Source organism: Flavobacterium hercynium (genome assembly GCF_002217285.1).
In the GTDB taxonomy this organism is placed as follows: Bacteria; Bacteroidota; Bacteroidia; order Flavobacteriales; family Flavobacteriaceae; genus Flavobacterium; species Flavobacterium hercynium.
Window position 1 is genome coordinate 36,136 of sequence record NZ_MUGW01000009.1, and the last position, 26,833, is coordinate 62,968.

The 26,833-nt window shown below is 33.7% G+C and carries 30 protein-coding genes; 29 read left to right on the forward strand and 1 reads right to left on the reverse strand.

Features of this window, described 5'->3' with window-relative positions:
- The first annotated feature begins 5 nt into the window (after positions 1 to 5).
- The 3 genes from B0A66_RS04740 to B0A66_RS04750 are packed head-to-tail and all read left to right on the forward strand — an operon-like array spanning position 6 to position 2,157.
- Positions 6 to 659 carry a hypothetical protein gene (locus B0A66_RS04740; RefSeq protein WP_089048711.1) on the forward strand — a complete coding sequence of 218 codons (654 nt, stop codon included), beginning with the start codon at positions 6 to 8 and terminating at the stop codon, positions 657 to 659.
- 12 nt (positions 660 to 671) lie between these two features.
- Complete coding sequence (locus tag B0A66_RS04745; RefSeq protein WP_089048712.1) at positions 672 to 1,451, forward strand: hypothetical protein; 780 nt, start codon at positions 672 to 674, stop codon at positions 1,449 to 1,451.
- A gap of 43 nt (positions 1,452 to 1,494) precedes the next feature.
- Positions 1,495 to 2,157 carry a hypothetical protein gene (locus tag B0A66_RS04750; RefSeq protein ID WP_089048713.1) on the forward strand — a complete coding sequence of 221 codons (663 nt, stop codon included), beginning with the start codon at positions 1,495 to 1,497 and terminating at the stop codon, positions 2,155 to 2,157.
- A gap of 44 nt (positions 2,158 to 2,201) precedes the next feature.
- On the opposite strand, the gene B0A66_RS04755 is transcribed toward B0A66_RS04750, so the two are convergent.
- On the reverse strand, positions 2,202 to 3,458 hold the full coding sequence (locus tag B0A66_RS04755; RefSeq protein ID WP_089048714.1) for an NAD(P)/FAD-dependent oxidoreductase: 1,257 nt from the start codon (positions 3,456 to 3,458) through the stop codon (positions 2,202 to 2,204).
- A 102-nt stretch (positions 3,459 to 3,560) separates the two neighbouring features.
- Between B0A66_RS04755 and B0A66_RS04760 the strand changes: the two genes are divergently transcribed.
- From B0A66_RS04760 to B0A66_RS04885, 26 genes are all read left to right on the forward strand, one after another.
- Positions 3,561 to 5,081: an HAL/PAL/TAL family ammonia-lyase gene (locus B0A66_RS04760; protein ID WP_089048715.1), complete on the forward strand. Its 1,521-nt coding sequence runs from the start codon at positions 3,561 to 3,563 to the stop codon at positions 5,079 to 5,081.
- A 36-nt stretch (positions 5,082 to 5,117) separates the two neighbouring features.
- Complete coding sequence (locus B0A66_RS04765; protein WP_089048716.1) at positions 5,118 to 6,347, forward strand: WG repeat-containing protein; 1,230 nt, start codon at positions 5,118 to 5,120, stop codon at positions 6,345 to 6,347.
- Between the two features lie 37 nt (positions 6,348 to 6,384).
- Positions 6,385 to 7,116: a 3-oxoacyl-ACP reductase FabG gene (fabG, locus tag B0A66_RS04770; protein WP_089048717.1), complete on the forward strand. Its 732-nt coding sequence runs from the start codon at positions 6,385 to 6,387 to the stop codon at positions 7,114 to 7,116.
- Between the two features lie 317 nt (positions 7,117 to 7,433).
- Positions 7,434 to 8,669 (forward strand): beta-ketoacyl-[acyl-carrier-protein] synthase family protein, encoded by a 1,236-nt coding sequence (locus B0A66_RS04775; RefSeq protein ID WP_089048718.1) that lies wholly within the window; start codon positions 7,434 to 7,436, stop codon positions 8,667 to 8,669.
- Positions 8,662 to 8,916 carry an acyl carrier protein gene (locus B0A66_RS04780; RefSeq protein WP_089048719.1) on the forward strand — a complete coding sequence of 85 codons (255 nt, stop codon included), beginning with the start codon at positions 8,662 to 8,664 and terminating at the stop codon, positions 8,914 to 8,916. The genes B0A66_RS04775 and B0A66_RS04780 overlap by 8 nt, the downstream gene beginning before the upstream one ends.
- Positions 8,916 to 9,791: an LpxL/LpxP family acyltransferase gene (locus B0A66_RS04785; RefSeq protein ID WP_089048720.1), complete on the forward strand. Its 876-nt coding sequence runs from the start codon at positions 8,916 to 8,918 to the stop codon at positions 9,789 to 9,791. The genes B0A66_RS04780 and B0A66_RS04785 overlap by 1 nt, the downstream gene beginning before the upstream one ends.
- 64 nt (positions 9,792 to 9,855) lie before the next feature.
- A complete protein-coding gene (locus tag B0A66_RS04790) occupies positions 9,856 to 11,496 on the forward strand; it encodes a phytoene desaturase family protein (RefSeq protein ID WP_089048721.1) in 1,641 nt (546 codons plus the stop codon).
- A 42-nt stretch (positions 11,497 to 11,538) separates the two neighbouring features.
- Positions 11,539 to 12,441, forward strand: coding sequence for an NADPH-dependent FMN reductase family protein (locus B0A66_RS04795; protein WP_089048722.1), 903 nt, complete (start codon positions 11,539 to 11,541; stop codon positions 12,439 to 12,441).
- Between the two features lie 16 nt (positions 12,442 to 12,457).
- Entirely contained in the window at positions 12,458 to 13,591 is a 1,134-nt protein-coding gene (locus B0A66_RS04800) for a beta-ketoacyl-ACP synthase III (RefSeq protein WP_089048723.1), read from the forward strand.
- A complete protein-coding gene (locus B0A66_RS04805) occupies positions 13,591 to 14,022 on the forward strand; it encodes a hypothetical protein (RefSeq protein WP_089048724.1) in 432 nt (143 codons plus the stop codon). The genes B0A66_RS04800 and B0A66_RS04805 overlap by 1 nt, the downstream gene beginning before the upstream one ends.
- A gap of 7 nt (positions 14,023 to 14,029) precedes the next feature.
- Positions 14,030 to 14,491, forward strand: coding sequence for an ABC transporter permease (locus B0A66_RS04810; protein ID WP_089048725.1), 462 nt, complete (start codon positions 14,030 to 14,032; stop codon positions 14,489 to 14,491).
- An 8-nt stretch (positions 14,492 to 14,499) separates the two neighbouring features.
- Complete coding sequence (locus B0A66_RS04815) at positions 14,500 to 15,393, forward strand: hypothetical protein (protein ID WP_089048726.1); 894 nt, start codon at positions 14,500 to 14,502, stop codon at positions 15,391 to 15,393.
- Positions 15,394 to 15,425: 32 nt separating this feature from the next.
- Positions 15,426 to 15,830: a hypothetical protein gene (locus B0A66_RS04820; protein WP_089048727.1), complete on the forward strand. Its 405-nt coding sequence runs from the start codon at positions 15,426 to 15,428 to the stop codon at positions 15,828 to 15,830.
- Positions 15,830 to 16,828 (forward strand): BtrH N-terminal domain-containing protein, encoded by a 999-nt coding sequence (locus B0A66_RS04825; protein WP_089048728.1) that lies wholly within the window; start codon positions 15,830 to 15,832, stop codon positions 16,826 to 16,828. The genes B0A66_RS04820 and B0A66_RS04825 overlap by 1 nt, the downstream gene beginning before the upstream one ends.
- 7 nt (positions 16,829 to 16,835) lie before the next feature.
- Complete coding sequence (locus tag B0A66_RS04830) at positions 16,836 to 17,588, forward strand: ABC transporter ATP-binding protein (protein ID WP_089048729.1); 753 nt, start codon at positions 16,836 to 16,838, stop codon at positions 17,586 to 17,588.
- Entirely contained in the window at positions 17,578 to 18,867 is a 1,290-nt protein-coding gene (locus B0A66_RS04835; RefSeq protein ID WP_165766583.1) for an ABC transporter permease, read from the forward strand. The genes B0A66_RS04830 and B0A66_RS04835 overlap by 11 nt, the downstream gene beginning before the upstream one ends.
- Positions 18,842 to 19,291, forward strand: a complete 450-nt coding sequence (locus B0A66_RS04840) for an acyl-CoA thioesterase (protein ID WP_089048730.1) — start codon at positions 18,842 to 18,844, stop codon at positions 19,289 to 19,291. The genes B0A66_RS04835 and B0A66_RS04840 overlap by 26 nt, the downstream gene beginning before the upstream one ends.
- Positions 19,292 to 19,331: 40 nt before the next feature.
- Positions 19,332 to 19,898 (forward strand): hypothetical protein, encoded by a 567-nt coding sequence (locus B0A66_RS04845; RefSeq protein ID WP_089048731.1) that lies wholly within the window; start codon positions 19,332 to 19,334, stop codon positions 19,896 to 19,898.
- Between the two features lie 91 nt (positions 19,899 to 19,989).
- On the forward strand, positions 19,990 to 21,138 hold the full coding sequence (locus B0A66_RS04850; protein WP_089048732.1) for a beta-ketoacyl-[acyl-carrier-protein] synthase family protein: 1,149 nt from the start codon (positions 19,990 to 19,992) through the stop codon (positions 21,136 to 21,138).
- A gap of 216 nt (positions 21,139 to 21,354) precedes the next feature.
- Positions 21,355 to 21,969, forward strand: coding sequence for a beta-ketoacyl-[acyl-carrier-protein] synthase family protein (locus B0A66_RS04855; RefSeq protein ID WP_089048733.1), 615 nt, complete (start codon positions 21,355 to 21,357; stop codon positions 21,967 to 21,969).
- Between the two features lie 2 nt (positions 21,970 to 21,971).
- Positions 21,972 to 22,229 carry a phosphopantetheine-binding protein gene (locus B0A66_RS04860; protein WP_089048734.1) on the forward strand — a complete coding sequence of 86 codons (258 nt, stop codon included), beginning with the start codon at positions 21,972 to 21,974 and terminating at the stop codon, positions 22,227 to 22,229.
- Between the two features lie 132 nt (positions 22,230 to 22,361).
- Positions 22,362 to 23,558: a beta-ketoacyl-[acyl-carrier-protein] synthase family protein gene (locus B0A66_RS04865; protein WP_089048735.1), complete on the forward strand. Its 1,197-nt coding sequence runs from the start codon at positions 22,362 to 22,364 to the stop codon at positions 23,556 to 23,558.
- A 75-nt stretch (positions 23,559 to 23,633) separates the two neighbouring features.
- A complete protein-coding gene (locus B0A66_RS04870) occupies positions 23,634 to 24,695 on the forward strand; it encodes a beta-ketoacyl synthase N-terminal-like domain-containing protein (protein WP_089048736.1) in 1,062 nt (353 codons plus the stop codon).
- Entirely contained in the window at positions 24,692 to 25,477 is a 786-nt protein-coding gene (locus B0A66_RS04875) for a polysaccharide deacetylase family protein (protein ID WP_089048737.1), read from the forward strand. The genes B0A66_RS04870 and B0A66_RS04875 overlap by 4 nt, the downstream gene beginning before the upstream one ends.
- A 108-nt stretch (positions 25,478 to 25,585) precedes the next feature.
- Complete coding sequence (locus B0A66_RS04880; protein WP_089048738.1) at positions 25,586 to 26,212, forward strand: outer membrane lipoprotein carrier protein LolA; 627 nt, start codon at positions 25,586 to 25,588, stop codon at positions 26,210 to 26,212.
- Positions 26,178 to 26,813 (forward strand): hypothetical protein, encoded by a 636-nt coding sequence (locus B0A66_RS04885; protein WP_089048739.1) that lies wholly within the window; start codon positions 26,178 to 26,180, stop codon positions 26,811 to 26,813. The genes B0A66_RS04880 and B0A66_RS04885 overlap by 35 nt, the downstream gene beginning before the upstream one ends.
- Positions 26,814 to 26,833 lie beyond the last annotated feature (20 nt).

Consider the following 26,833-nt stretch of genomic DNA (forward strand, 5'->3'; position numbering starts at 1 on the left):
ATAAAATGAAAAAAGCAAAATTATTACCAATCCTTTTAGTGTTAATTATATTACAATCGTGTAATTCTCAAACTAACAAAAAACCTGAACAGGAAATGAAAAAAACAAAAGTATCAAAACCTTTTGATTTACATAATTTAACCTTTGATGAAGAAATAACGGACATTTTATCATCTGCTAATCTATCTAAAAAAGATACAGTAAAGAATGAACAATTAACATCTATGGGTAATGAAAGATTAGTATTTGAGTCAAAAAACTTATTAACTTTTAACAAAACTAATCTAGCAAATAAAAATAGCCTTGGCACAAATAATGTAATGTTTCATTACGGCAAAATTGATCCAGAAATTGGAGCTCTAAACAATGAAAAAAACAATATAATAGGAATGTATCAGATAAACTTGTTTACAAAGTTTGAATCTGATGAGTTGTCCCGTAATCTTAATCTTTTATTTGGAAAACCAAAAAACGTTTATAAACTAGGTCCTATTAATACTTTTCTATGGGTAAATAATAACATTTGTTATTATTACTTTACAAAAGATAATGATGAATTTTATCGCGTTTTATTTGTTTATAAAAAAACCGATAGAGAATGGGTAGATTTTATTGGATACTTAGGCTTTGATAGTGGAAACCTAAAATCAGTTAATTAAAAATTTAATAAAATGATATACGAACCATATTACACTATAGAATTTTCAGCTGCAGCTTGTTATTTTGAAATTTTAATAAATGACATTCCTGTGATAAGTATGGAGACTACAGGACAAGTTTCAACTAATATCCCAATAAATTACGCCATATATAAATCTGGAGAACAATTAATAACGGCAACTATAAAGGCTATTTCGGGACAACAAGATTTAAATTCTGAAGCAGCACTTCGTTTTAATGTTAGATTAATGGATGTAGCCAATAATGAATTTAAACACGTTAATGACTTTGCAGAAACAATATTTGAGAAAGTAGGCAAAGATCAGAAAACTCCATCTTTAACTATCGCATCCGCCTTTGTAGCAGAAATTCCTTATACATTAACAAAATGGAATGATGGTGAAAATCTAAATGATGTAGAAAAATTGGGAGAAAAACTTATTGCTCAATACAATAATTTGGCAGAATTACTGGAGAGTGAAAAGTATAGTGAATTTATAGATAAAATTAAAACACGAGAAAGGAACATGGCCACATCAATGTACTTAAGCGCTTCGGAATCTAAAGACAGAATTGATAGCTTGATCGAGGAAGCTAAAAATGGTTTTAAGGTTATGCCTCTTCCTGCTGACACAACTTTAAAGTTTTATGGTTATGGAAAGTTAGTAACATTAAAAAAATCAAATGGAGAACCTGCTTTCTATCTCTTTAATAAAGAAACCAAAGAAGAACTAATGTTAGAACAGATGTTCTATGTCCCAAAGGGAAAAACAGAATTAGAAATTATATAAATCTTGAGGTAGTACAACTCTTAGCTCTAAAACATAAAATACAATGAAAAAAACATTCTTCTTACTCACATTACCCTTATTAATAATTTCATGTACTACTACTTCAACTGATTTAGAAACATTAAAATTTGATACTGATATATTATCAATCATTAAAGATTCTACAAAATTTGAAAAAGACAAAAATGTAGATTATGGAAATGTTGCTTACGTGACAGAAGAAGTGGATATTTTTAAATATGGAAATGTTGTCTTTTCTAATCTAAAGATGAGAGACACAGAAAAAAATAGTTTAATATCTTATACTAGTAGTATATCTCTTTATGTTGATAATTTTAAATCGAATAAGTTTTCCGGATACATCCTTACTATTGAAAATGAAAAGGAAGGCATCGAATTATTAAATTATATAAAAGGTAAATTTGGCAAACCTCTTCGCGAAAATATATATAATAAAAACAATCATTTACAGTCTAACTATTTATGGGATGATAAAAAAAGAAATCAGGTCGTTTATATTTCACAGAATACAGAATCCTTTAGTGGCGGCAAAAATAAATTCATTTCAACTGAACTTACAGTATTAAAAAGAGGATTGAAATTAGTCCCTGATGAAGGAACTGATCCTGAAAAGTTAAAAAAAATATTAGAAGAAAATCCTAATGCTTTGGAAGTAATAGAAATATTAAAAAACCGCTTTTATTAAATATTACTTTAAATCAAGCATTAAAACAACCACAAAAAAAGCCCTTATTCAGGGCTTTGATTTTCTTCCTTCTGCATGTTCAGCATATAGGCCATATTTTTAATTACGTTGTCGTGTTTCTTAACAAACGGATTCTCTTCGTTCCAGACATATCCTGCTAAAACGGAGCATATTTTTTCTTTTACTTCAGGATTTTCAGGTTGGTGAAAAAATAACGTTTGCAAATTTCCGGTGTACCATTCGTTTACATACGTAGTGAAAACTGCAATGCCGCGTTTCATGTACGCTGTAAATTCCGTTTCCCAATCTACTTCGATTCCCTGAGATTCTTTTAGGTATAATTTTGCAGCAAGCATTCCTGATTCAGTTGCAAAAGCGACACCAGATGAAAAAACAGGATCTAAAAACTCAGAACTGTTTCCAGTCAAAGCAAAACCATCTCCGTACATTCTTTTTACTGCTCTCGAATAATTCTCCAATTTTACCGGCTCGAATAAAAACTCCGTTCCTTTAAATCGTTTAATATAATAATCCGATTTCTGAATTGCATTTTGAAGCGCTTCGGCGTTATCTTTATTTTCTGAAAGCGAATTAATAAAATCTGTTGGTCCTACAACACCTAAACTTGTATTCCCGTTCGAAAATGGAATAACCCACAACCAAACTTCGGTTTCCAGAATATCAAATGAAATTTGAGTTCCCTCCTCGCCTTCTGGTCTGTTGATGTCTTTGACGTGTGTGAAAATCGAAGAATGTGGATCTAACTTAGACGGAGTATCAAGATCTAAAAGACGTGGCAAAACACGTCCGTATCCGCTGGAATCTATGATGAATTTCGCGTGAATTTCTTTTAGATCTCCATTTTTATCTTTAATAATTGTCTTAGAATTTTTCCCTTCAAAAGAAACTTCTATCACTTCTGAACCAAATTCCAGATCAATTCCTTTTCGAATTACCTCCTGCGCCATCGTGTTATCAAAATCAGCTCTTGGCACTTGCCAGGTCCAATCCCAGCCTTCTCCAAACTTTTTACTGAAATCAAAAACACAAATTTCTTCTCCTCTGATAAAACGGGCTCCTAACTTTTTTTCAAAATTCATAGCGTCGAGACTTTCAAAAAGCTCCGCTTCGGCAAAATGATCCATCACTCGCGGAATCAAGCTTTCGCCCACCACAAGCCTTGGAAATGTTGTTTTTTCAACAACTTTTATCTTTACGTTATTGTTATGAAGATAAGATGCAGAGACGCAACCAGATGGTCCTGCACCTATGATTAAAACATCTACAAACTCCTTTGTCATATTCGAAATCTTATGATTTATTTAACTTACATTTGCCATCATCAAAATAACTACATTTATTTTGATAAATAAAATTAAATTAGCACAATCAAAAACGATTTAATGAATACAATTAATGAATATTTAAGCTTACCAGAATTTGAGTCTATAATTTTTGGAAATAACAAGGTTGTTATTAGCGATGTTGTTTTAAACAGAGTAAACGAAAGCTTTAATTTCCTAAAAGAATTTTCGGGAAATAAAGTAATTTATGGCGTAAATACTGGCTTTGGGCCAATGGCTCAATATAGAATTAAAGAATCTGATCAGATTCAGTTACAATATAATTTAATTCGCAGCCACTCCTCAGGAACAGGAAAACCACTAAGCCCTGTTTGTGCAAAAGCAGCAATCCTTGCGCGTTTAAATACACTATCATTAGGAAATTCAGGTGTTCATCCTTCTGTAATTCACTTAATGGCAGAATTAATCAACAGAGATATTACTCCGCTTATCTTCGAACACGGTGGTGTTGGTGCCAGCGGAGATTTAGTACAATTATCACATTTAGCTTTAGTTTTAATAGGCGAAGGAGAAGTTTTTTATAAAGGAGACAGAAGACCAACTCCGGAAGTTTTCGAAATTGAAGGTTTAAAACCAATTCAGGTAGAAATCAGAGAAGGTCTGGCATTAATCAACGGAACATCAGTAATGACCGGAATTGGAGTTGTGAATGTTCACCACGCTTCAAAATTATTAGATTGGTCACTAAAATGTTCTTGTGCTATAAACGAATTGGTTCAGGCGTATGATGATCACTTCTCAGAAGAATTAAATCAAACCAAACGTCATAAAGGACAACAGGAAGTAGCGGCAAGAATGAGACAAAATCTTGCTGACAGTACTTTGATCCGTAAAAGAGAAGATCACTTATATTCAGGAGAAAATACAGAAGAAATTTTCAAAGAAAAAGTTCAGGAATATTACTCACTTCGTTGTGTACCACAAATTTTAGGTCCTGTTTTAGAAACCATAAATAATGTAGCTTCCATTTTGGAAGATGAGTTTAACTCTGCAAATGATAACCCAATTATAGACGTAAAAAACAAACACGTTTATCACGGTGGAAACTTTCACGGCGATTACATTTCACTTGAAATGGACAAGCTTAAAATCGTTATTACCAAACTAACGATGTTGGCAGAACGTCAGTTGAATTATTTATTGAATTCAAAAATCAATGAAATTCTTCCTCCATTTGTCAATTTAGGAACATTAGGATTTAACTTCGGAATGCAAGGCGTTCAGTTTACTGCAACCTCAACAACTGCCGAAAGCCAAATGTTATCTAACCCAATGTACGTACACAGTATTCCGAACAACAACGACAATCAGGACATTGTAAGTATGGGAACAAATGCTGCTGTAATTACCTCAAAAGTTATCGAAAATGCTTTTGAAGTATTAAGTATCGAAATGATTACGATCGTTCAGGCAATCGATTATTTAGCTCAAAAAGACAAAATTTCATCTGTCAGTAAAAAATGGTATGATGACATTAGAAACATTATTCCTGAATTTAAAGAAGATCAGGTAATGTATCCTTTTGTTCAAAAAGTAAAAGACTACCTAATCAACAGTTAAGACATTATTTTATTATTAATATTGAACCTAAAAATTATGAAAAAACTAGTTATTTTTTTATTCGTATGCTGCATTCAATTCGTTAATAGTCAAGAATTGGCATTAGTTAAAAAGAACTCAAAAATTGGATACATCTCAAAAGATGGAAACTTTAAAATTGAGCCTCAATACAAAGCTGCAAAAAGTTTTTCTAACGGTCTTGCTGCTGTAGAAGATGGTGGAAAATGGGGGTTTATTGACACAAAAGGAACTTGGGTTATTCCGGCAACTTTTAGTGATGCAAAGGACTTTAACAGCGGAATTGCAGTTGTACAAAAAGATAAAGAGTGGGTTTACATTAATACTAAAGGAGAAGTACAAAAAGCTCCGGCAACTGAAAAAGTATTTGATTTCAATGATGGTGTTGCCTTTATAAGACAAAATAAAAAAGTTGGTCTAATCAATACGAAAATGGCTATTGTGTTGGAGCCAAAATACGATCAGATCAAAGAATTCGAAAACGGTTTTGCACGAGTAGAACTTAACAAAAACTGGGGAATTATAAATACCGACGGAAAAGAACTGGTTGAACCGGCTTATGCTGAAATTGGAAACTATTTTAAAAATACAACCTGGGCAAGAAAAGATAAAACATTTGGTCTTGTAAGCGGTGGAAAATTCATTCCGGTTGATGGTGCTGAAAAAATATGGGATTTTGAAATTCAGGATTTAACGTATGCTAAAAAGAATGGAAAAATAGGATTCATTGACTTAAAAGGAAACTGGGTTATTTTGCCAATTTATGATAAAGCAAAAGCATTCTCTAAAAACTTAGCTCCTGTTTGTGTAGGTTCTAAATGGGGATTTATTAATCCTAAGGCAGAATTTGTTATTCCGCCAACATATAGCGATGCAGAAGTTTTTAGCTCAAACGGATTGGCTCCGGTGAAAGAAAAAAACTGGGGATTCATCAACGAAAGTGGAAAACTGGTTATTGCAACTCAATACGGAATTACAGCAAATGGAATTATCGCATTCTTCTTTAAACAAGACAAAGGATTTATTGATGGTGTTGCGAGAGTAAAAAATGAAGGGAAATGGGGCTTTCTTAGACCAGACGGAACTGTAGTAGGCAACCAATGGTTCGAAAACGCTGAACTATTCTCTGAAGCAGAAAAAAGAGCTGCTGTAGCTGAAGTCGCTCCGGAAAAGCCAAAGACGGAAACTAAATCCGAGACAAAACCTGCGACTAAAACGGTAAAAAAACCGGCAGGCAAAAAAAAGTAATACCTTAAATTGACATTAAAAAAATAAACTGACATAAATGAAGTGTGTATTAGTAACAGGAGGCTCGAGAGGAATTGGAAGTGCTATTTGTAAAAAATTAGCCGTAGAGTCCAACTATCATATTTTGATTAACTATCATTCAAACAAAACAGCTGCCGAAGAAACACTTCAGGAAATTATAAAATTAGGTGCTACAGGAGAAATTCTAGGCTTTGATGTTTCTAATTTTGAAGAGGTACAAGCTACTTTAACAAAGTGGCAGGATGCTAATCCGGAAGCGATCATTGAAGCGATTGTGAACAATGCCGGAATTACAAAAGATGGTCTTTTTATGTGGATGACACCAGAAGACTGGAGCGGTGTGGTAAACACAAGTCTCAATGGCTTTTTTAATGTGACACAGTTTTTAATTCAAAAAATGCTGCGCAATAAATATGGCAGAATCGTCAATATCGTTTCGGTTTCAGGAGTAAAAGGAACTGCAGGACAAGTAAATTATTCTGCTGCAAAAGGGGCAATCGTTGCCGCTACAAAAGCTCTTGCTCAGGAAGTTGCAAAACGAAATATTACGGTAAATGCCGTTGCTCCGGGATTCATTAAAACAGATATGACGAGCCAATTAGACGAAAAAGAATTACTGAAACTTATTCCGGTGAACCGTTTTGGTGAAGCAGAAGAAGTAGCAGACTTAGTTAGTTTTTTAGTTTCTAAAAAGTCTAGTTACATTACAGGAGAAATTATCAACATAAACGGAGGGATATACTCTTAATATAATTACGTTTTAAAAAAAAAGCGAAAATTGCACGCAAAGGCGCTAAGTCGCAAAGTTTTATTAAAAGGACTTAAAAAGAAAAAAACTTGGCAACTTTGCGACTTTGCGAGATTAAAAAAGTAAAGTAATAGAGTAAAAAAAAATTACTTCCAAAGACACAAAGTTTTATTAAAAAGACTCAAAAAGAAAAAAACTTTGCGACTTTGCGTCTTTGCGAGATTAAAAAACTAAAGCAATAGGATAAAAAACTTTGTTGCTTTGTTACTATGCAAAAAATTACACTTTAAGGACTAAAAAAATTACTTGCAAAGAAGATGAATAAGAGAGTTGTAATTACTGGAATGGGAATTTATTCCTGCATCGGAACTTCTTTAGAAGAAGTAAAAGATTCTTTATACAACGGAAAATCCGGTATTAAGTTTGATGCTGAAAGAAAAGAATTTGGTTTTCAATCTGCCTTAACCGGAATGGTTCCGAAAGCAGATTTGAAAAATTTACTGACACGCAGACAGCGTATGAGTATTGGTGAAGAAACCGAATATGCTTACATGGCCACCATCGAAGCCTTGAAAAATGCCAACATCGATGAGGCGTTTTTTGATGATCGTGAAGTAGGTATAATGTATGGAAATGACAGCGTTTCTAAAGCTATTATTGATGCTACAGATATTGTGCGTGAGAAAAAAGACACTGCGTTAATTGGTTCTGGAGCCATCTTCAAATCAATGAACTCTACGGTAACAATGAATCTTTCGACGATTTTTAAACTGCGTGGTATCAATCTTACGATCAGTGCAGCCTGCGCAAGTGGTTCGCATTCTATAGGATTGGCTTACTTTTTAATAAAAAGCGGTTTTCAGGACATCATTATTACTGGTGGAGCTCAGGAAATCAACAAATATGCGATGAGCAGTTTTGATGGTTTAGGTGTGTTTTCATCGCGCGAAAATGACCCTGAAAAAGCATCACGTCCCTTCGATTCAGATCGCGACGGATTAATCCCGAGTGGTGGTGGTGCAACCCTGATTTTAGAAAGCTACGAATCTGCCATTGCAAGAGGTGCCACTATAATTGCCGAAGTATCCGGTTATGGATTTTCGTCAAACGGAGGACACATCTCGACACCAAATGTTGAAGGTCCTGCGACAGCCATGCAACGTGCACTCGACGATGCAAAATTAAAAGCGTCAGATATTGGCTACATCAATGCCCACGCAACATCAACTCCTGTTGGTGATGGCAACGAAGCCAAAGCAATTTTTGAAGTTTTTGGAGAAAAAAATCCACCGGTTAGTTCTACAAAATCAATGACAGGACATGAGTGCTGGATGGCGGGAGCCAGCGAAATCATTTACTCTATCCTTATGATGCAGCATGATTTTATCGCTCCAAACATTAATTTAGAAAATCCGGATGAAGATGCATCTAAATTAAATTTGGTCAAAACTACTTTAAACAAAAAATTTGACATATTTTTGTCCAATTCTTTCGGGTTCGGAGGAACCAACTCTGCGTTGGTGGTTAAAAAGTTTAAATTAAGCGATGAATAAAGAAGAGATTATAAAAAAAATTAATGGTTTTTTGGTTGATGAATTTGAAGTAGACAATGACGACATTGAACCAGATGCTAATTTAAAAGATACACTTGGACTTGACAGCTTAGATTATGTTGACTTAGTGGTTTCTATTGAAGCAAATTTTGGCGTAAAACTAGTTGAAGTTGATTTTGTCGGAATTGTTACTTTCCAAAATTTCTATGACCTTATCGAAACCAAATTAAAAGCTAAAACTGCTTAATGAGTCAATGGGATGGCAAATCAAAAGGCACTGTTTTAGGTTATAGAATATTCGTATTTTTGATACAAAAAGCGGGTATAAAGGCTGCTTATGTTTTACTTTATTTTGTAGCTTCTTATTACTTTTTGTTCCTAAAGAAAAGTAATAGGGCTATTTTTTATTATTTTAAAGAAAGACTGCAATATCCTCATTTCAAAGCAAAAAAAATGGTATTCAAAAGTTATTACACTTTTGGACAAACCATTATTGATAAAGTCTCCATTTCAGCAGGAATGCGAAACAAATTCACTTACGAGTTTGATGGAATTGAGGTACTCAAAAATCTTTTAGCAGCAAAAAAAGGAGGCGTTTTGATAAGCGCACATATTGGCAACTTTGAAATTGCAGAACATTTTTTAGGCGATATTAATATTGATTTCAGCATCAATCTGGTCACTACAGATCTGGAGCATTCTGCTATTAAAAACTATCTCGAAAGCCTTGCTCAAAAACCGACTGTAAAGTTTATCATCATTAAAGAAGATTTGTCGCATATTTTCGAAATCAATGCTGCGTTAACGAACAACGAATTGGTTTGTTTTACCGGTGATCGTTATTTTGAAGGTACAAAATCACTTTCAGAAAACATATTGGGCAAAGAAGCTAATTTCCCTGCCGGTCCTTTCTTAATTGCTTCCCGATTAAAAGTACCTGTTGTTTTTGTATATGTAATGAAAGAACCCAACTTACATTATCATTTATACGCCCGCGAAGCAACTGTAAAACATCGCGACGAAAAAGCATTACTTAAAGAATATGTGAGCAGCGTAGAAAGTATTCTTAAAAAATATCCACTACAATGGTTCAATTATTTCGATTTTTGGAATAATAACTAAACAATAACCTTAATTAAAACAAACTAAACTTTCTTTTCATACTTTAGTAAGCACAAAACAAAGTATGGAAGAATTCGATTCAGTTATTATAGGTTCTGGTGTTGGCGGTTTAGCAACAGCAATTTGTCTGGCGAGAGCGGGGCAAAAAGTTTTGGTTCTCGAACAACATTATGTACCCGGAGGCTGGAGTCATAGTTTTACCCTCAACGGACAGCGTTTTAGCCCGGGTGTTCACTATGTAGGACTATTAGACAAAGGAGAATCGACCGATGAATTGTATCGCGGACTCGGAGTTGCAAATGATCTTGTTTTCTTTAGAATGAACAAAAATGCCTTTGAACATTGCATTATTGGCAATGACCGTTTTGATTTGCCAGCGGGAGTCGAAAATCTTAAAAATACTTTATCCGAACAATTTCCTCACGAACAGAAAAACATTCACGAATACCTTTCCCTTGTACAAAAAGTCAATACCGAATTACAGCTTATCCCAAAACTAAAAGGACTTTGGCAGAAAATAACCGTTCCGTTTCGGACCAAACATTTCGGAAAATTTGCTTTATTTCCGTTAAAGAAAGTTATTGGCTGGCATATCAAAGATCCGTTGCTAACAGCCGTTCTTAATATTCAGTGTGGTGATCACGGGCTTTCGCCAAATCGTGCCTGCTTTCCGGTACATTGTTCTGTAATGGGACATTATTTCAATGGTGGTTATTATCCTATGGGCGGTGGTGGCGCCATCGTAAAAGCCATGACAAACGGAATAAAAAAACATGGCGGAGAAGTTCGCGTAAAGCAAAATGTTGCAAAGATCATCATCGAAAACAAAAAAGCAATTGGCGTTCAGCTCGAAAATGGACATCAGATTTTTGCTAAAAACATAATCTCAAACGCTGATCCAAATACGACATACTTAAAACTGGTTGGCAAAGAATACCTCAGCAATGCACTTTATAAAAAACTGCTAAAAACAAAATATTCGGTTACCTCGCTGATCTTGTTTTTAACTTTAGATATGGATGTAACGCTATACGGAATTGATTCCGGTAATTTCTGGCTCATGAAAGACGAAAACGCAGATGCCAACTTTGAAGAGCTAATGAGCGACACCATAACATCAGGGGACTTATTTCCAAGTGCCTTTATGAGTTGTACCACACTCAAAGATCCTCCGAGTTTTAATGGGCGCTATCATAATTTTGAAATTGTTACCTACGTAAATTACGATCATATTCCGGCTTTCTCTGAAACAGACGATTATCATAGTCCTGAATATGCTTTGTTTAAAGAAAAGGTAATCAACAAATTCATGAACACGCTTGAAACTGTTATTCCAAATGCCAAAAATCATATTGTTCAGGCAGAATTAGGAACGCCAAAAACAAATCAGTTTTATATCAAATCGACCAATGGAAATGTTTACGGTACTGAAAAAACCTTAAACCAGGTAGGCCCTTTTTCGTTTAAAAATAAATCAGAAATCGAAAATTTACACCTTTGCGGTTCCTGTACCTTATCTCATGGCGTAAGCGGTGCTACCTATTCCGGAATTGCTGCAGCTGCCTCTATTCTAAACTGTTCATCAGATGATTTACTGATAGAAGATCCTAACCAAAAAATACGCATTTACGATGCTGAAGAAGCATCTACGTGGCCCGACTGGGTGCATACCAAACGAACTGATAAAATCCGTAAGTTCATTTGAAAAAAAAAGTTATTTTTGCGAATCAATTAAGCCCTAACGTACATGAAAAATGTTCTTGTCATTCATTATTCCCAATCAGGTCAACTTGAATCTATTGCGCAAAACATTGCTAAACCTTTCCTCAATTCAGAAGAAATAAAAGTAAGTTTTCATAAAATACAACTAGAGCAACCATTTCCGTTTCCGTGGAATAAAGATGCTTTCTTTGACGCTTTTCCGGAATCGTTTCTTCAAATTCCAACAGCTTTAAAACCTGTTCCTGAAGAAATTTTGAATACAAAATATGATTTGATATTATTTCATTATCAGGTTTGGTATTTATCGCCTTCTATTCCTATAAACTCATTTCTAAAAAGTGACGAGGGAAAAAAGATACTAAACAACACTCCGGTTGTAACGGTAAGTGGTTCACGTAATATGTGGATCATGGCACAGGAAAAAATCAAAGTTTTACTAAAAGAAGCAAACGCTCAGTTAGTTGGAAATGTAGCTTTGGTAGATCGCGTAGGAAATTTGATAAGTGTTATAACAATTGTGGAATGGATGTTCTCCGGAGTAAAGAAAAAATACTTAGGCATTTTCCCACTTCCTGGAGTTTCTGAAAAAGATATTCAGGAATCAGATAAGTTTGGAACCATAATACTTTCTGAATTCAAACAGCATAATCTCGAAAATTTACAACCAAAATTACTGGCAGCGGGTGCAGTAAAAATTAGTTCATACCTGATTACCGTTGACAAAACAGCGAATAAAATTTTTAATAAATGGTCAAATCTGATTTATAAAAATCAAAAAAACAGAAAAAAGCTGCTTAAAGTCTTTTATGTTTATTTATTCCTTGCGATATGGTTAATCTCACCAATAGTGTATATATTGCACCTTTTTACGTATCCCCTTAAGTTAAAAACCATAAAAAAAGAAACTCAATATTATCAAGGAGTTTAGAATAGGAAATTAGATTATGTTTGAAGTATATATTACCCGAGCTGCAAAATATTTGCCAAATGAAGCTGTTTCTAATGATGAAATGGAAAATTATTTAGGTCTTATAAACGATACCGCTTCAAAAGCAAGACGTATTATTTTGCGCAATAATAAAATTACAAGCCGTTACTACGCCGTAGACAAAACAGGAAAAAGCACACATAATAATGCAGAATTGACTCAAAATGCAGTTATGCAATTGTTTGATGAAAATTTTACGCCTCAGGATTTAGATGTACTTTCATGTGGAACCTCAACGCCTGACATTTTCTTGCCTTCGCATGCAGCGATGGTTCATGGTTTATTAAAAAACAAATCGGTAGAATTAAATTCATCAACCGGTGTTTGTTGTGCAGGAATGAATTCTCTAAAATTCGGTTTTCTTTCTGTACGATCAGGAAATTCAAAAAATGCAATTTGTACAGGATCAGAAAAAGTTTCGTCCTGGCTTATTGCTCAAAAATACAGTCAAGAAGTTAACAACCTAAAAAGCCTTGAAGAACAGCCTATTATTGCTTTCAAAAAAGACTTTTTAAGGTGGATGCTTTCTGATGGTGCCGGAGCATTTTTATTAGAGAATGAACCTAAAGGCGCTATTTCGCTAAAAATAGAATGGATGGAAGCCTTTTCATACGCTTTCGAATTAGAGACTTGCATGTATGCAGGAGGAGATAAGTTAGAAAATGGCGAAATTAAACCTTGGAGCGATTACGAACCGGAACAATTATTAAACGAATCGGTTTTTGCTATTAAACAAGATGTAAAATTACTGGACGAATTCATTCTTTCTAAAGGAGCTGAAAGTATGAAAGAGGCCATGATCAAAAATAATATTACAGCAGATCAGGTAGATTATTTTATTCCGCACGTATCTTCAAACTTTTTTGTAGAAGGTCTGAAAAAAGGTCTGGAAGAAAAAGGAATCGGAATGGCGGATGAAAAATGGTTTATGAATCTTTCTAGAGTGGGAAATGTTGGCTCTGCCTCTATTTATCTGGCTGTAGAAGAATTGATGAATTCAGGAAATCTAAGAAAGGGTGATCGTATTCTTTTATCAGTTCCTGAAAGTGGAAGATTCTCATTTGCTTATGCTTATCTAACCGTTTATTAATGAGTAGCGCGTTAGTTTTAGAAAAAGAAGCAGTTGAAAATCTATTGCCGCAAAAGTTTCCGTTTGTAATGGTCGACAGTATGTATTCGTTTACCGAAACGTCATTAGTTTCCGGTTTAAAAATAACAAACGATAATATATTTTTTGATCAGGATACTTTTCTGGAAGCCGGCTTAATCGAACATATGGCACAGTCTGTAGCATTGCATACCGGATATGATTTTTTTTTAAGAAATGAAGTAGCACCAACAGGATATATTGGTTCTATAAAAGAAATTGAAATTAAACAATTACCAAAAATTGGTGATAGTATTCAGTCAACAGTAACTATTTTACAGGAATTTGCAGGAATCACATTGGTTGATATCGTAACAACACTTAATAACGAAGAAATTGCTAAAGGACAAATGAAAACCGTTTTAGCTAAATAATATAAGAATGAAATCCGGAGTTGACATACAAAACTATCTGCCGCACCGAGCACCAATGCTTATGGTCGATTTAATTTTGGATATAGATGCCAATTATGTAGAAACTATTTTTTTGATACAAGAAGACAATGTTTTTATAGATAACGGAACTTTTATCGAAGCAGGCCTTATTGAAAATACAGCACAAACCTGTTCTTCGATTGTAGGCAAAAAATACTTTTTCTCTGAAGACGGAACAGAAAACGAAAACGTACATGTTATTGGTTTTATAAGCGCTATAAAAAACTTAAAAATACACGAACTACCTAAAGTTGGAAATACAATTATTACGAAAGCCAGACTGATTTCAAAATTTATAGGAGACGATTATACTTTATGTACCATGAGTTGCGAAAGCGTACTCGAAGACAGAACACTTTTAGAATGCGAAATTAACTTGTTTATACAACAGACTATTTCGGTTAGATAATAATTTCAATGAAAAAAATAACATCAATAATACTATTTCTTTTATCAATTGTTACTTATTGTCAAAATAATGACGGGTTTACAAAAAGATTAAAAGCAATAAATTCTAAAACTAAAACTTATTATAATGTCGATGGTGTTGATTTTTCAAGTGAAACATTTAGTTACGATTTCTCAGAAAAAAGTCTAAAAAAACTGTACAGAAAATTTTCTATTAAAGAAGAAGATCTAAAAATCAAAGATGATAGTTTAAATTTTAATAATTTTCACATAACAAAATCTGTAAAGCTAACTGAAAATCTTAATGCGATAAATTCTTTTTATTTCGTTGAAGACAAAAACAAAACAATAACAATTTTTTGGTTTGGCTTTTATAACAAAAATGACGAAGTTTTTGAGCGAAAGTACATTAATAGAATTTTAAATAAAGAAATTCCTCAGGAAGTTTTCGAATCAATTACCATTGATAGTATTGATTTTGCAGGAAGAGCAATTATTCTTAGTAATAGTTGTTATTGGACAAATGTAAATACAATTCAATGCCCATATAATGGTGAAATGAATTGGTCAATTCATAAGACAATAGAAAGCGCGCAACAATCAATTCAGAATCAATTCACTTCTACAAAATATCAAAAAGGAGGAAAAATAATTAACGAAGAAGATGTTGATATATTATTTGAAGGAACTGAGACTAAAGCAAAAAGAATTATTTATGATTTTACAGGGGTAAAATCATTACTTGCAGGAGTATCTGGAGGAAAAACGCTAACAATTTATTATGTTGCAAGCAAAGTAAGAGAAAATTATGTAAGTTGTTGTTTGAGTTTTTGGAACAACGATGTAAAAACTGAAAGCGGTTTAGCTCCTTTATTAAACAAGGTAATGCAGATTAAAAATTAACTATATTTACTTTTATCTGAAAAAAACAGGCGATGGAAAAAGAACATGTACCACAAGACAAAAGTAATTTAACGAAGAATAACGTTAAAGAACTTTTATACGCAACGGATGAAAACGGAAATTACACCACTTCATTAAGTACTGGATGGGAGCCCAAAACGATCGCACTTTCTAACTCGATCGAAGAAATAAATGAAAGAATTGCAGAAGCAAAAATGCAGGTGGAAAAAGGCGAAGTGAGTCCGATTTGCTATTATATGGAAGTAAACAAAATGGATCTTACGATACTTTCCAGTTATGTCGGAATGTGGAAATGGCGCGTAAAAAGGCACTTCAAACCAGCCGTTTTTGCTAAATTAAGCGATTCTATTCTAAAAAAATATGCCGAAACTTTTGATATTTCGGTTGCTGAATTAAAAAATATTAAAACAGATTAATGCAAACTAATTTCACACATCATCAATCTGCCCATTGTGAAAATGGCGTGGCGTCTAATTTGTTAAAAAACAACGGACTTAACATTAGCGAACCAATGGTTTTTGGTATTGGATCCGGATTATTTTTCGTGTATTTACCCTTCATAAAAGTAAATCACGCACCCGCAATCAGCTACAGAACTTTACCTGGTCAAATTTTTAATAAGCTGGCAAGCCGATTAAATTTAAAAATAAAAAGACAAAAATTTTCTTCAGCAGTAAATGCAAACAAAGCGCTGGACGAAAATTTAAAAAACAATATTCCAACCGGATTACAAGTTGGTGTGTATCATTTGAGTTATTTCCCGGATGAATACCGCTTTCATTTTAATGCGCATAATCTGGTTGTTTACGGAAAAACAGAAACTGATTATTTAGTGAGTGATCCTGTAATGGAAACCGTTACCACACTAACGCATGAAGAATTAGACAAAGTACGCTTTGCTAAAGGCGCTTTTGCTCCAAGGGGACAAATGTACTACCCGATTCAGATTCCATCGAATGTTGATCTCAAAAGCGCTATCATTAAAGGAATAAAAAACACTTGTCGCGATATGTTGGCTCCAATGCCTATTATTGGTGTTCGCGGTATTAAATTCGTATCGAAACAAATTCGAAAATGGCCTGTAAAACACGGAACTAAAAAAGCCAATCATTATCTGGCACAAATGGTTCGTATGCAGGAAGAAATTGGAACGGGAGGCGGAGGTTTTCGTTTTATTTATGCCGCTTTTTTACAAGAAGCAGCAACAATTTTAAACAATGACGAGCTAAAAGAGCTTTCGAAAGAAATGACTCAAATTGGTGATTCATGGCGTGATTTTGCTGTCGAAGCATCCCGAATCTATAAGAACAGAAGCGCCAAAGAAGATGCTTACAACGCTATTGCCGATGAACTTTTGAGCATTGCCAACAGAGAAGAAATCTTTTTCAAAAAACTAAAAAAAGCCATAAGTTAAAAATATTTTGCAATCCATTATAAAAATAGAATCCCTTTCGAAAAAGTACAAAAATGCAGATCAGTATTCTTTGAACAATGTTTCGCTGGAAATAAATGCAGGTGAAATTTTTGGATTATTAGGTCCAAATGGTGCCGGAAAAACAACCTTGATTTCCATGCTTTGCGGATTGATAAAACCAACATCAGGTCATTTTACTATTGATGATCTGAACTACACAAATGATGCTTTAAAAATAAAAAAAATCATTGGAGTAGTTCCCCAAGAATATGCCCTCTATCCTACGCTGACAGCCCGAGAGAATTTACATTATTTTGGAAGCATGTACGGACTGAAAAGCAATGATTTAAAAGAGAAAGTAATTGAAGCTTTAAATCTTTTAGGTTTATTAAAATTTGCAGACAAACGTATCGATACTTTTTCCGGAGGTATGAAACGAAGAATAAATCTAATTGCCGGGATTTTGCACAATCCTAAAGTTTTATTCCTGGATGAACCAACGGTTGGAGTTGATGTGCAGTCTAAAAATGCTATCATAGATTATTTAAAAGCGTTAAATCAAAACGGAACTACCATTATATACACCTCTCATCATTTGGCTGAAGCCGAAGATTTTTGCACCAACATCGCTATTTTAGACCGAGGGAAAATCTTTGCACAGGGAACACCTTCCAATCTAATTGATTCGACTAAAGAAGCACGCAATCTTGAAGAAGTTTTTATTTCATTAACCGGTAAAGACTTTAGAGATGAGCTATAAAATATGGATGTCCGTTGTTAAAGAATTTCTGCTGCTTAAACGTGATTTAGGCGGTTTGATTATTCTGTTTATAATGCCGTTAGTACTTGTCATCACAGTAACACTAATTCAGGACAGCACGTTTAAAACAATCAGTGATAACAAAATTGAAATTTTATTAGTAGACTACGACAAAGGTTCTGTATCTAAAACTGTTTTTGATAATCTTGAAAAAAGTAATTTGTTTACTGTTGTCACGCAATTAGACCACAAACCCATTACAGAAGAAATGGCGAAAGAAGCCGTTTACAAAGGAAAATTTCAATTGGCTATTATCATTCCGCAAAACTTAAGTATCGATCTTCAAACCAAAATAGATCAGAATGTCGAAAACATTGTGAGCAAAATGGGTCTTACAGAAACAGATACTGCTGCACAGCCAAAAGCAACTAAAGTAATTAAAGAAAAAGAGGTTAAATTGTATTTTGATCCTGCAGTGCAAATGAGCTTTAAAAATGCCGTAATGAGTTCGATTGATAAGATGATTTCACAAATCGAAACAAAATCAATCTACACCACTTTTCAAAGTCAGCTTGGTGAAGGCGATGTAGCATTTGAACAAAAGAGTTTTATTACTTTCAAAGAAATTATTCCGACTATAAACAACAAAGAAATACGCCCGAATTCTGTACAGCACAACGTTCCGGCATGGACGCTTTTTGCAATATTTTTTATTGTAATTCCGTTGTCTATTAATATTGTTAAAGAAAAATCACAAGGAACATTTGTTCGATTACTCACAAATCCTGTTTCAAATGTGGTTGTAATTATCGGAAAGACCATTACCTACTCGATCATTTGCATGATTCAGTTTTATATGATGGTTGCGGTAGCAATCTTCTTGTTTCCACATATTGGTTTGCCTTCCCTAAATATCGAAGGACATTTGTTTTTAATGAGTGTTGTCGCGCTGTTCTCTGGTTTTGCAGCCATTGGTTTCGGAATTTTACTGGGAACTGTAGCCAGTACACAAGAACAATCTGCTCCGTTTGGGGCTACAAGTGTCATTATTCTGGCTGCCGTTGGAGGTGTTTGGGTTCCTGTTTTTGCTATGCCTAAAATCATGCAGATCGTGGCCAAATCATCACCAATGAATTGGGGTCTGGAAGCCTTTTACGACGTTTTATTGCGTAACGTTTCTTTTCTCGAAATCATTCCAAAAATAAGTTTGTTATTTTTGTTCTTTATTATCACAACATCCATCGCATTATTTTATGACAAAAAGAAAAGAACAGTATAACGAAGCCACAGCCTTAACCGTCTCTCACGAAATCAGAATTCGTTTTAATGAAACTGATCCGTTAGGAATCGTTTGGCATGGCAATTATATTACCTACTTTGAGGATGGCAGAGAAGCATTTGGACGTCAGCACGGACTTACTTATTTGGATATTGCCGAAACCGGATATACAACTCCAATCGTAAAATCGACTTGCGAACATAAATTGTCTTTGCGTTACGGCGATGTTGTAACCATTGAAACAACTGTTATCGACACACCGGCTGCCAAAATGATTTATCGTTTTAAAATTATAGATGCAAAAGGCGATGTCGCTTGTACAGGCGAAACTGTTCAGGTCTTTTTAGATGGCGACGGAAATCTGATGTTGACTAATCCTCCTTTCTATGAAACATGGAAACGAAAAGTTGGATTAATAAAATAGAACACGTTTCGTGAATCAATTATACAAAACTTAAAAAAATATGATAAACGTAGACATATTATCTAATTTATTGACTTCAGCATTTGTTGTTGGTATTGCAACATATTTTATTCAAAAACGTATTGATAATCGTTTTAATAGAATCGAAGAGTTTCAAAAGACATTAGTAGCAATAAGAAAAGAGCGTTATGATACTTTATTAAAAACGCTACAAGAAGTATGGGAAAAAATTATTGAAACTGAATATTATATCCGTCACGATTTGCCTGATCAATACAAGCAAGCTCAAAGAAATAGAATAATTCATATAGAATTTGATTCAACTCCATTAAAAGAGGCCTTTATTTTTATTGAAAAACGAAGTATTTTATTAAATGAGTCTTTGAGTAACGAAACTTCTAATTTTTTTGTTAATCACTTGCAAAATACATTTAATGGGTTTATAAAAATTTTAAATAAACTACAAGTTGGGCAAGTGACGCTTGACGAAGTAAATTTATTCATTCCAACAGCACTAGGTGAACAATATAAAAATGACCTGAAAGCCTTGAAAAAAAAATACGAAGAACAATCTAGAAAAATACTTTATGAAGATAAAGGAATTTAACAATATCTAAAACAAAGTATTAAAAAAACGATTAATTAAAACATTCGTTTTCCAAAGACTTAAATAGATATATGCGAAAAAAAATGATAAAATGATAAGAGAAGTATATATTACCGAAACCAATTGTATCACACCTTTAGGATTTGATGTTCCATCGAACATTAGTGCTATTGTTCATGGTGATTCCGGTATTCAAAGGCACGAAGACGCTTCTTTAATGCCTGTCCCTTTTTATGCTTCGATTATTAGTAACGAAAAAATAAATGCTGCATTTGAAAAAATCAGCAGTACAAAATATTCACGCTTAGAAAAATTGATGATTCTGGCTTTAGAACCTATTATCAAAAATTCTAAAGTAGCCTTAAACTCAAAAACAGCTTTTATACTTTCTACCACTAAAGGAAATGTTACGGCATTAAAAGTTGATTCGGAAGAGAATTTCAATAATGCACATTTAGATGTTTTAGCTCAAAATGTTGCTGATTTCTTTCAATTCAAAACACAACCTATCGTGGTTTCGAATGCTTGTGTTTCCGGAATTCTAGCCGTTTCAGTTGCTAAAAGAATGATTCAGTCTGAATTGTATGATAACATTTTTATAGTTGCCGGCGATGAAGTTTCAGAGTTTGTTTTATCTGGTTTCAATGCCTTTCAGGCCATGAGCGATTCCCCTTGTAAACCGTATTCTAAAAACAGAACCGGTGTAAGTTTGGGAGAAGCGACAGCAGCAGTTTTAGTTTCTGCTGAAGGAGAGAAAGCAAAAATTAAAGTCATTGGAGATAGTTCTATAAACGATGCCAACCACATTTCGGGTCCATCAAGAACCGGTGAAGGTTTGTTTAGAAGTATACAAAATGCATTGCAGGAAGCGCAAATAAATGCATCTCAAATAGATTACATATCAGCACACGGAACGGCAACACCATTTAACGATGAGATGGAAGCCATTGCCTTAAACCGATTAGATTTACAAAAAGCTCCCATAAACAGTCTCAAAGGTTTTTATGGTCATACATTAGGTGCTTCAGGATTACTGGAAACTGTCATTGCTATAGAGTCTGTCAATCAGAATATGCTTTTTGAATCAAAAGGTTTTGACGAAATCGGCGTAAGCGAAACTATAAATGTTATTCACAAAAATGAAGAGGCAAAAATTAAATATTTCCTGAAAACAGCTTCTGGATTCGGAGGTTGTAATACGGCTGTTGTATTTGAAAAAGTAAAACACGAATTGCACTAATTTTCACGAATTAAGCTGCTTTAATTTTTAGTTTATAATTTGAACTATTCGGAAATTCCGAACAGTTCAAATGAAAAAAATCCAACTTGCAAGGAAATCTTGAAAGTTCAAATTTTTAAGAAAAATGAAATTATCAAAATTTATATTTTAACTCTATTTCTTAAAGACCCGAAATCAATTCGTGCTAATTTGTGGAATTAGTGTTAAATTAAAACAATGACTCAAAAAACATACATACAATCTTACATCACGATTCAAAACAACGAAATTGTTTTGAACGGAGATTCTATATTCAAAATTGAACCTACTGATTTTGCTGATTTCTCTAAACAGGCGTATCGTCATTTTGAAATTCAGTATCCAAAGTTTTTTAAAATGGATGCTTTGAGTAAGCTGGCTTTTCTCGGATCAGAGTTGCTTTTAAGTCCTTTGGTTTCGGCAGATCAGGAAAATAATATCGCTTTGGTTTTAGCCAATAAGTCATCCAGTCTGGATACCGATGTAAAATATCAGGAGTCTATTTCTGACAAAGACAACTACTTTCCGAGTCCCGCTGTTTTCGTTTACACCTTACCAAATATATGTTTGGGTGAAATAAGTATTCGTCATCAGCTGAAAAGTGAAAATACTTTCTTTATATTTGATGCTTTCAATACTGAATTTTTGTCTAACTATTCGAACATTCTGTTAAACACAAATAAAGCAGATGTGGTTCTTTGTGGTTGGGTAGAATTTTTTAATGACAGTTATAAAGCGTTTCTTTGCACAATCAGTAAAGAAGAAAACACAAAATACAAAAACGAAAATATCAATACATTATATAATAAATAATCATGGAAGCATTAAAACAAGAATTAAAAAATAAAATCATTACAACTTTAAACCTTGAAGATATCACTATCGAAGACATTGCTGATAATGATCCTTTGTTTGGAGACGGTTTAGGTTTAGACTCCATTGATGCACTTGAATTAATTGTAATTTTAGATAAGGATTACGGAATCAAATTAGTAGATCCAAAAGAAGGAAAAACTATTTTTCAATCTATCGAATCTATGGCGGCATACATTAGCGCTAACAGAACTAAATAAATTTTAGATTTTAGACTTCAGATTTTAGATTTCAGACAGAAATATTCAAAATCTGATTTAAAATGATTTTCACAATTTTGCGAATATCAAGAATACTTTTAAAATCTAAAATCCTAAAATCTAAAATCTAAAATGGCAAAAGGTGTTGCAATTACGGGAATGGGTATTATCTCTTCGATTGGAAATTCAGTCGAAGAAAATTATATTTCGTTAATCGAAAATAAAATTGGCATTTCCCGCATCAAAAATATTTCGACCATTCATGCGGATGTTATTAAGGTAGGTGAAATCGATAAAACCAATGAAGAATTGGTTGCCGAATTGAATCTTAACGATGATAATAACTTTTCCAGAACGGCGATGATTGGGACTATTGCGGCGAAACAAGCTGTTGAAAATGCCGGAATAACTTCTATAAACGAATTTAGAACGGGACTTATCTCGGCTACCAGCGTAGGCGGAATGGATATGACTGAAAAGCATTACTACGACTATTTTAAACATCCTGAATTGGTAAAATATATTGCCTGCCATGATGGTGGCGATGTTGCTGAAAAAATTGCAGATCAACTTAGTCTAAAAGGAATGGTTACCACAATAAGTACAGCTTGCTCTTCCGCGGCAAACTCTATTATGCTGGGTGCTCGTTTAATTAAAACCGGAAAACTGGATCGCGTCATTGTAGGTGGAGCTGATGGTTTGGCAAAGTTTACGATTAACGGATTCAAAACGTTGATGATTCTTTCTGATGATTTCAACAAACCTTTTGACAATGAACGAAAAGGACTAAACCTTGGTGAAGCAGCTGCCTATCTGGTTTTAGAATCGGATGAAATTGTCGAAAAACAAAATAAAAAAGTACTCGCTCGCGTTTCCGGTTATGGAAATGCCAATGATGCTTTTCATCAAACGGCTTCTTCAGAAAACGGTGATGGTGCTTATCTGGCTATGAAAAAAGCCTTCGAAGTTTCGGGTTTAAAGCCTTCTCAAATTGATTACATCAATGTACACGGAACGGCAACTCCAAACAACGATTTATCAGAAGGAAGGGCTTTATTACGAATTTATCAGGATGAAAAAGTACCTGATTTCAGCTCGACTAAACCATTTACAGGACACACTTTGGCAGCAGCAGCAGCGATTGAAGCTGTTTACAGTGTATTGGCAATTCAAAATAATGTGGTTTATCCAAATCTGAATTTCGAAAATCAAATGGAAGAATTTGAACTGCAGCCACAAACCGCTTTAAAAAATAAAAACATCGAACACGTTTTGTCTAATTCCTTTGGTTTTGGAGGAAATTGTTCTACCCTTATATTTTCAAAATAATAAAATGAAAGCGCCTAAATTCTAAACGAAAAATGACGCTGTTATATTCCTTAAATCAATCCATATCATCTTCTTATGAACAAAACATATATAAATGGAGTAGGCTGTATTTCGACTCAAAAAACATTTGATACCGTTTTTTTAGAAGAAGCAATTTACGACAATAACAAAACCGTGCTTACCATTATACCGCCGGTTTATAAAGATTATATTTCTCCTGCTGCCAGCAGAAGAATGGCAAAAGGTGTAAAAAACGGAATCGTAGCTTCGGCTTTAGCATTACGCGATGCAAAAGTTGAAAATGTAGATGCTATTATCACCGGAACCGGTTTAGGTTGCATTGAAGACTCTGAAAAATTCCTGAAAAATATTCTTGATAATAACGAAGAGTTTTTGACTCCAACATCATTTATTCAATCGACACACAATACTGTTGGTGCTCAAATTGCTTTAAACTTACAATGCAAAGGTTATAACTTTACGTATGTAAACGGAGCTGTTTCATTTGAGTCGGCACTTTTAGATGCTAAGATGCAAATAGAAGAAAATGACGCCAATTCTATTTTAGTGGGTGGAATCGACGAAACGGGTGATTATACAATCTCGCTTTTTAAATTAGCCGGACGCGTAAAAGACGAAAGCAATCTTCCAGCGGATATATTAAACTCAACCTCATCGGGAGCAATTTATGGTGAAGGTGGTGCTTTTTTTGTTTTAGAAAAGGACAAAAAAGAAACTACGTATGCCGAAGTTCTGGATGTTGCCATTAAAAACACACTCGATATATCAGAAATCGAAGATGAAATTGCAGCGTTTCTAAGTACTAATAATTTACAAGTTTCAGACATTGACGCTTTGGTTTTAGGCTTTAACGGAAACGCAGATTCTGATATTTACTATAAAACTATTTCCGAAAAAGCTTTTGCAGCAACTCCACAATTGTATTACAAGCATTTGAGTGGTGAGTACGATACTGCTTCTGCTTTTGCTTTATGGATGGCAGCCAAAATCATTAAAACGCAGGAAATTCCGGAAATTGTAAAAGCAAATTCAATTGAAAAACCCGCTTACAAAACGATTTTATTATACAATCAACTAAACGGAAAAAATCATAGTTTTACTTTGATCTCAAAATGATAACGCATAAAAACATTTCGTTATTCTTTATCCTTTTATTGCTTTTGTTGCTTCTTCTGAAGCTGAATATCGCAATACACTGGGTATGGTTTGCAGTAATTGTTTTAATCTGGTTAGGCATTAATGCTGTTGGTTCTGCACTAATTTCTTCTAACTATCATGTAAAAGCTTTCTGCAATAATCCTTTAGAAACAGAGAAAAAAATTGCCTTAACTTTTGACGACGGACCTGGCATTTTTACTTTAGACGTTTTAGCGTTACTAAAAAAATACAATGTAAAAGCAACTTTTTTTTGCATCGGAAAAAATATAGAAACGCATCCCGAAATCCTAAAACAAATTATTACCGAAGGACATTTAGTAGGTAATCATTCGTACAGTCATTCTACGTTTTTTGATTTTTATAATGCTAAAAAAATTAGAGAAGAAATTGAGAAAACAGATTTACTGTTAGAAAAATATACATCAAAAAAAATAAATTTTTTCCGTCCGCCTTATGGTGTTACGACACCTTCGATCAGAAGAGCCTTGAAGAAAACAGGTCATAAAGTGATTGGCTGGAATATTCGGTCTTTGGATGGTGGTACGAAAAATCAAAATTTAATTTTCAACCGAATTATAAAACGTGTTTCTCCCGGTGGAATTGTACTTTTGCATGATACAGCATCACACTCAGTTTTGGTACTGGAACAGTTTTTGCAATTTTTACAAGAAAATAATTATACTGTTGTTTCGACTGAAGAACTTTTGAATATTAAAGCTTATGATATTTTACGCGGATAAAGCGGATTCGCTAAAGCGAAACCACGGATAAAAACGGATTTTTTTAAATCCTAATTCAATTAAACCAAAATCTGTTTCAAATATTTTCAAGCACAATTTTAAAAAAATATGAAAACTAACATAGCATTACTAATCCTATTTATTTCAGGGAATTTATTCGCGCAGGAGCAAAAAATGACTGATGCTGAAATTAGCAATTTTAAACAAGAGGTAAATGTAACGGCGAAAAAAATCAAAACTTTAAGTACTGATTTTATTCAATACAAACATTTAGATTTTTTAGCTAAAGACATTGAAACCTCCGGTAAGATGATTTTTAAAGAACCTGCTTTACTGCAATGGCAATACAAAAAACCATACAACTACAGCATTGTTTTTAAGAATGGAAAAATCTTAATTAATGATGAAGGAAAGAAAAGTGCAGTTGATATTGGAAACAGCAAAATATTTGGGCGTATTAACAAATTAATCATCGGAAGCGTAAGCGGAAATATGTTTGATGATAAAGAATTTGCCATTTCGTACTTTAAATCAAAAGGACAAAACATTGCCAAATTCATTCCTAAAGATGCTGCTCTTAAAAAATACATCAAACAAATAGAACTGACTTTTGATAAAGAAGAAGCCACTGTGGTTCAGGTAAAATTATTAGAATCATCTGAAGATTATACCCGAATTGTTCTTAAAAATAAAGTAATCAATGCAAAAATCGACGATTCAGTATTTACTAATTAATTGCTTTTTGGCGATTGCTTTAATTTCTTGTGGCTCTGTCACAAAGAATTATACGCCAAAAAAATTAGACAAAACGTCTTACGAAGTTCCTTACTTCTCTGATTCCAACACCGATTATGTTTATAAAACCAATATTTCAGTTTACGGAAACGAACTGAGCGGTATTTTTATTGCTAAAAAAATAAATGACACAGTTCACCGTGTTGTTTTTACAACTGAATTTGGCAACAAATTATTAGATTTTGAAATTTCTGATAACAGCTTCAAAGTCAATTCGATCGTATCTGAGTTAGACCGAAAAATACTGATCAATACGTTACGGGATGATTTTCGATTGCTCTTAAAAAAAGAATATCTGATTCAGGAACAATTTGAAAGCGAATCAGATAATATTTACAAAGCAGCAGACGGTAATCGAGCCAATTATCTTTTTATTTCTAAAAAGAATCAAAAATTGCAAAAAGTAGTTCATTCATCGGCAACAAAAGAAAAATTTACACTGACATTTAGTTCAGAAAACAATATTTTTGCCGAGAAAATCACGATCGTCCATCAGAACATTAAATTAAAGATTGAGTTAAATTATTTCAAATCTGAATAGAAATTTAAACTAACCATAAA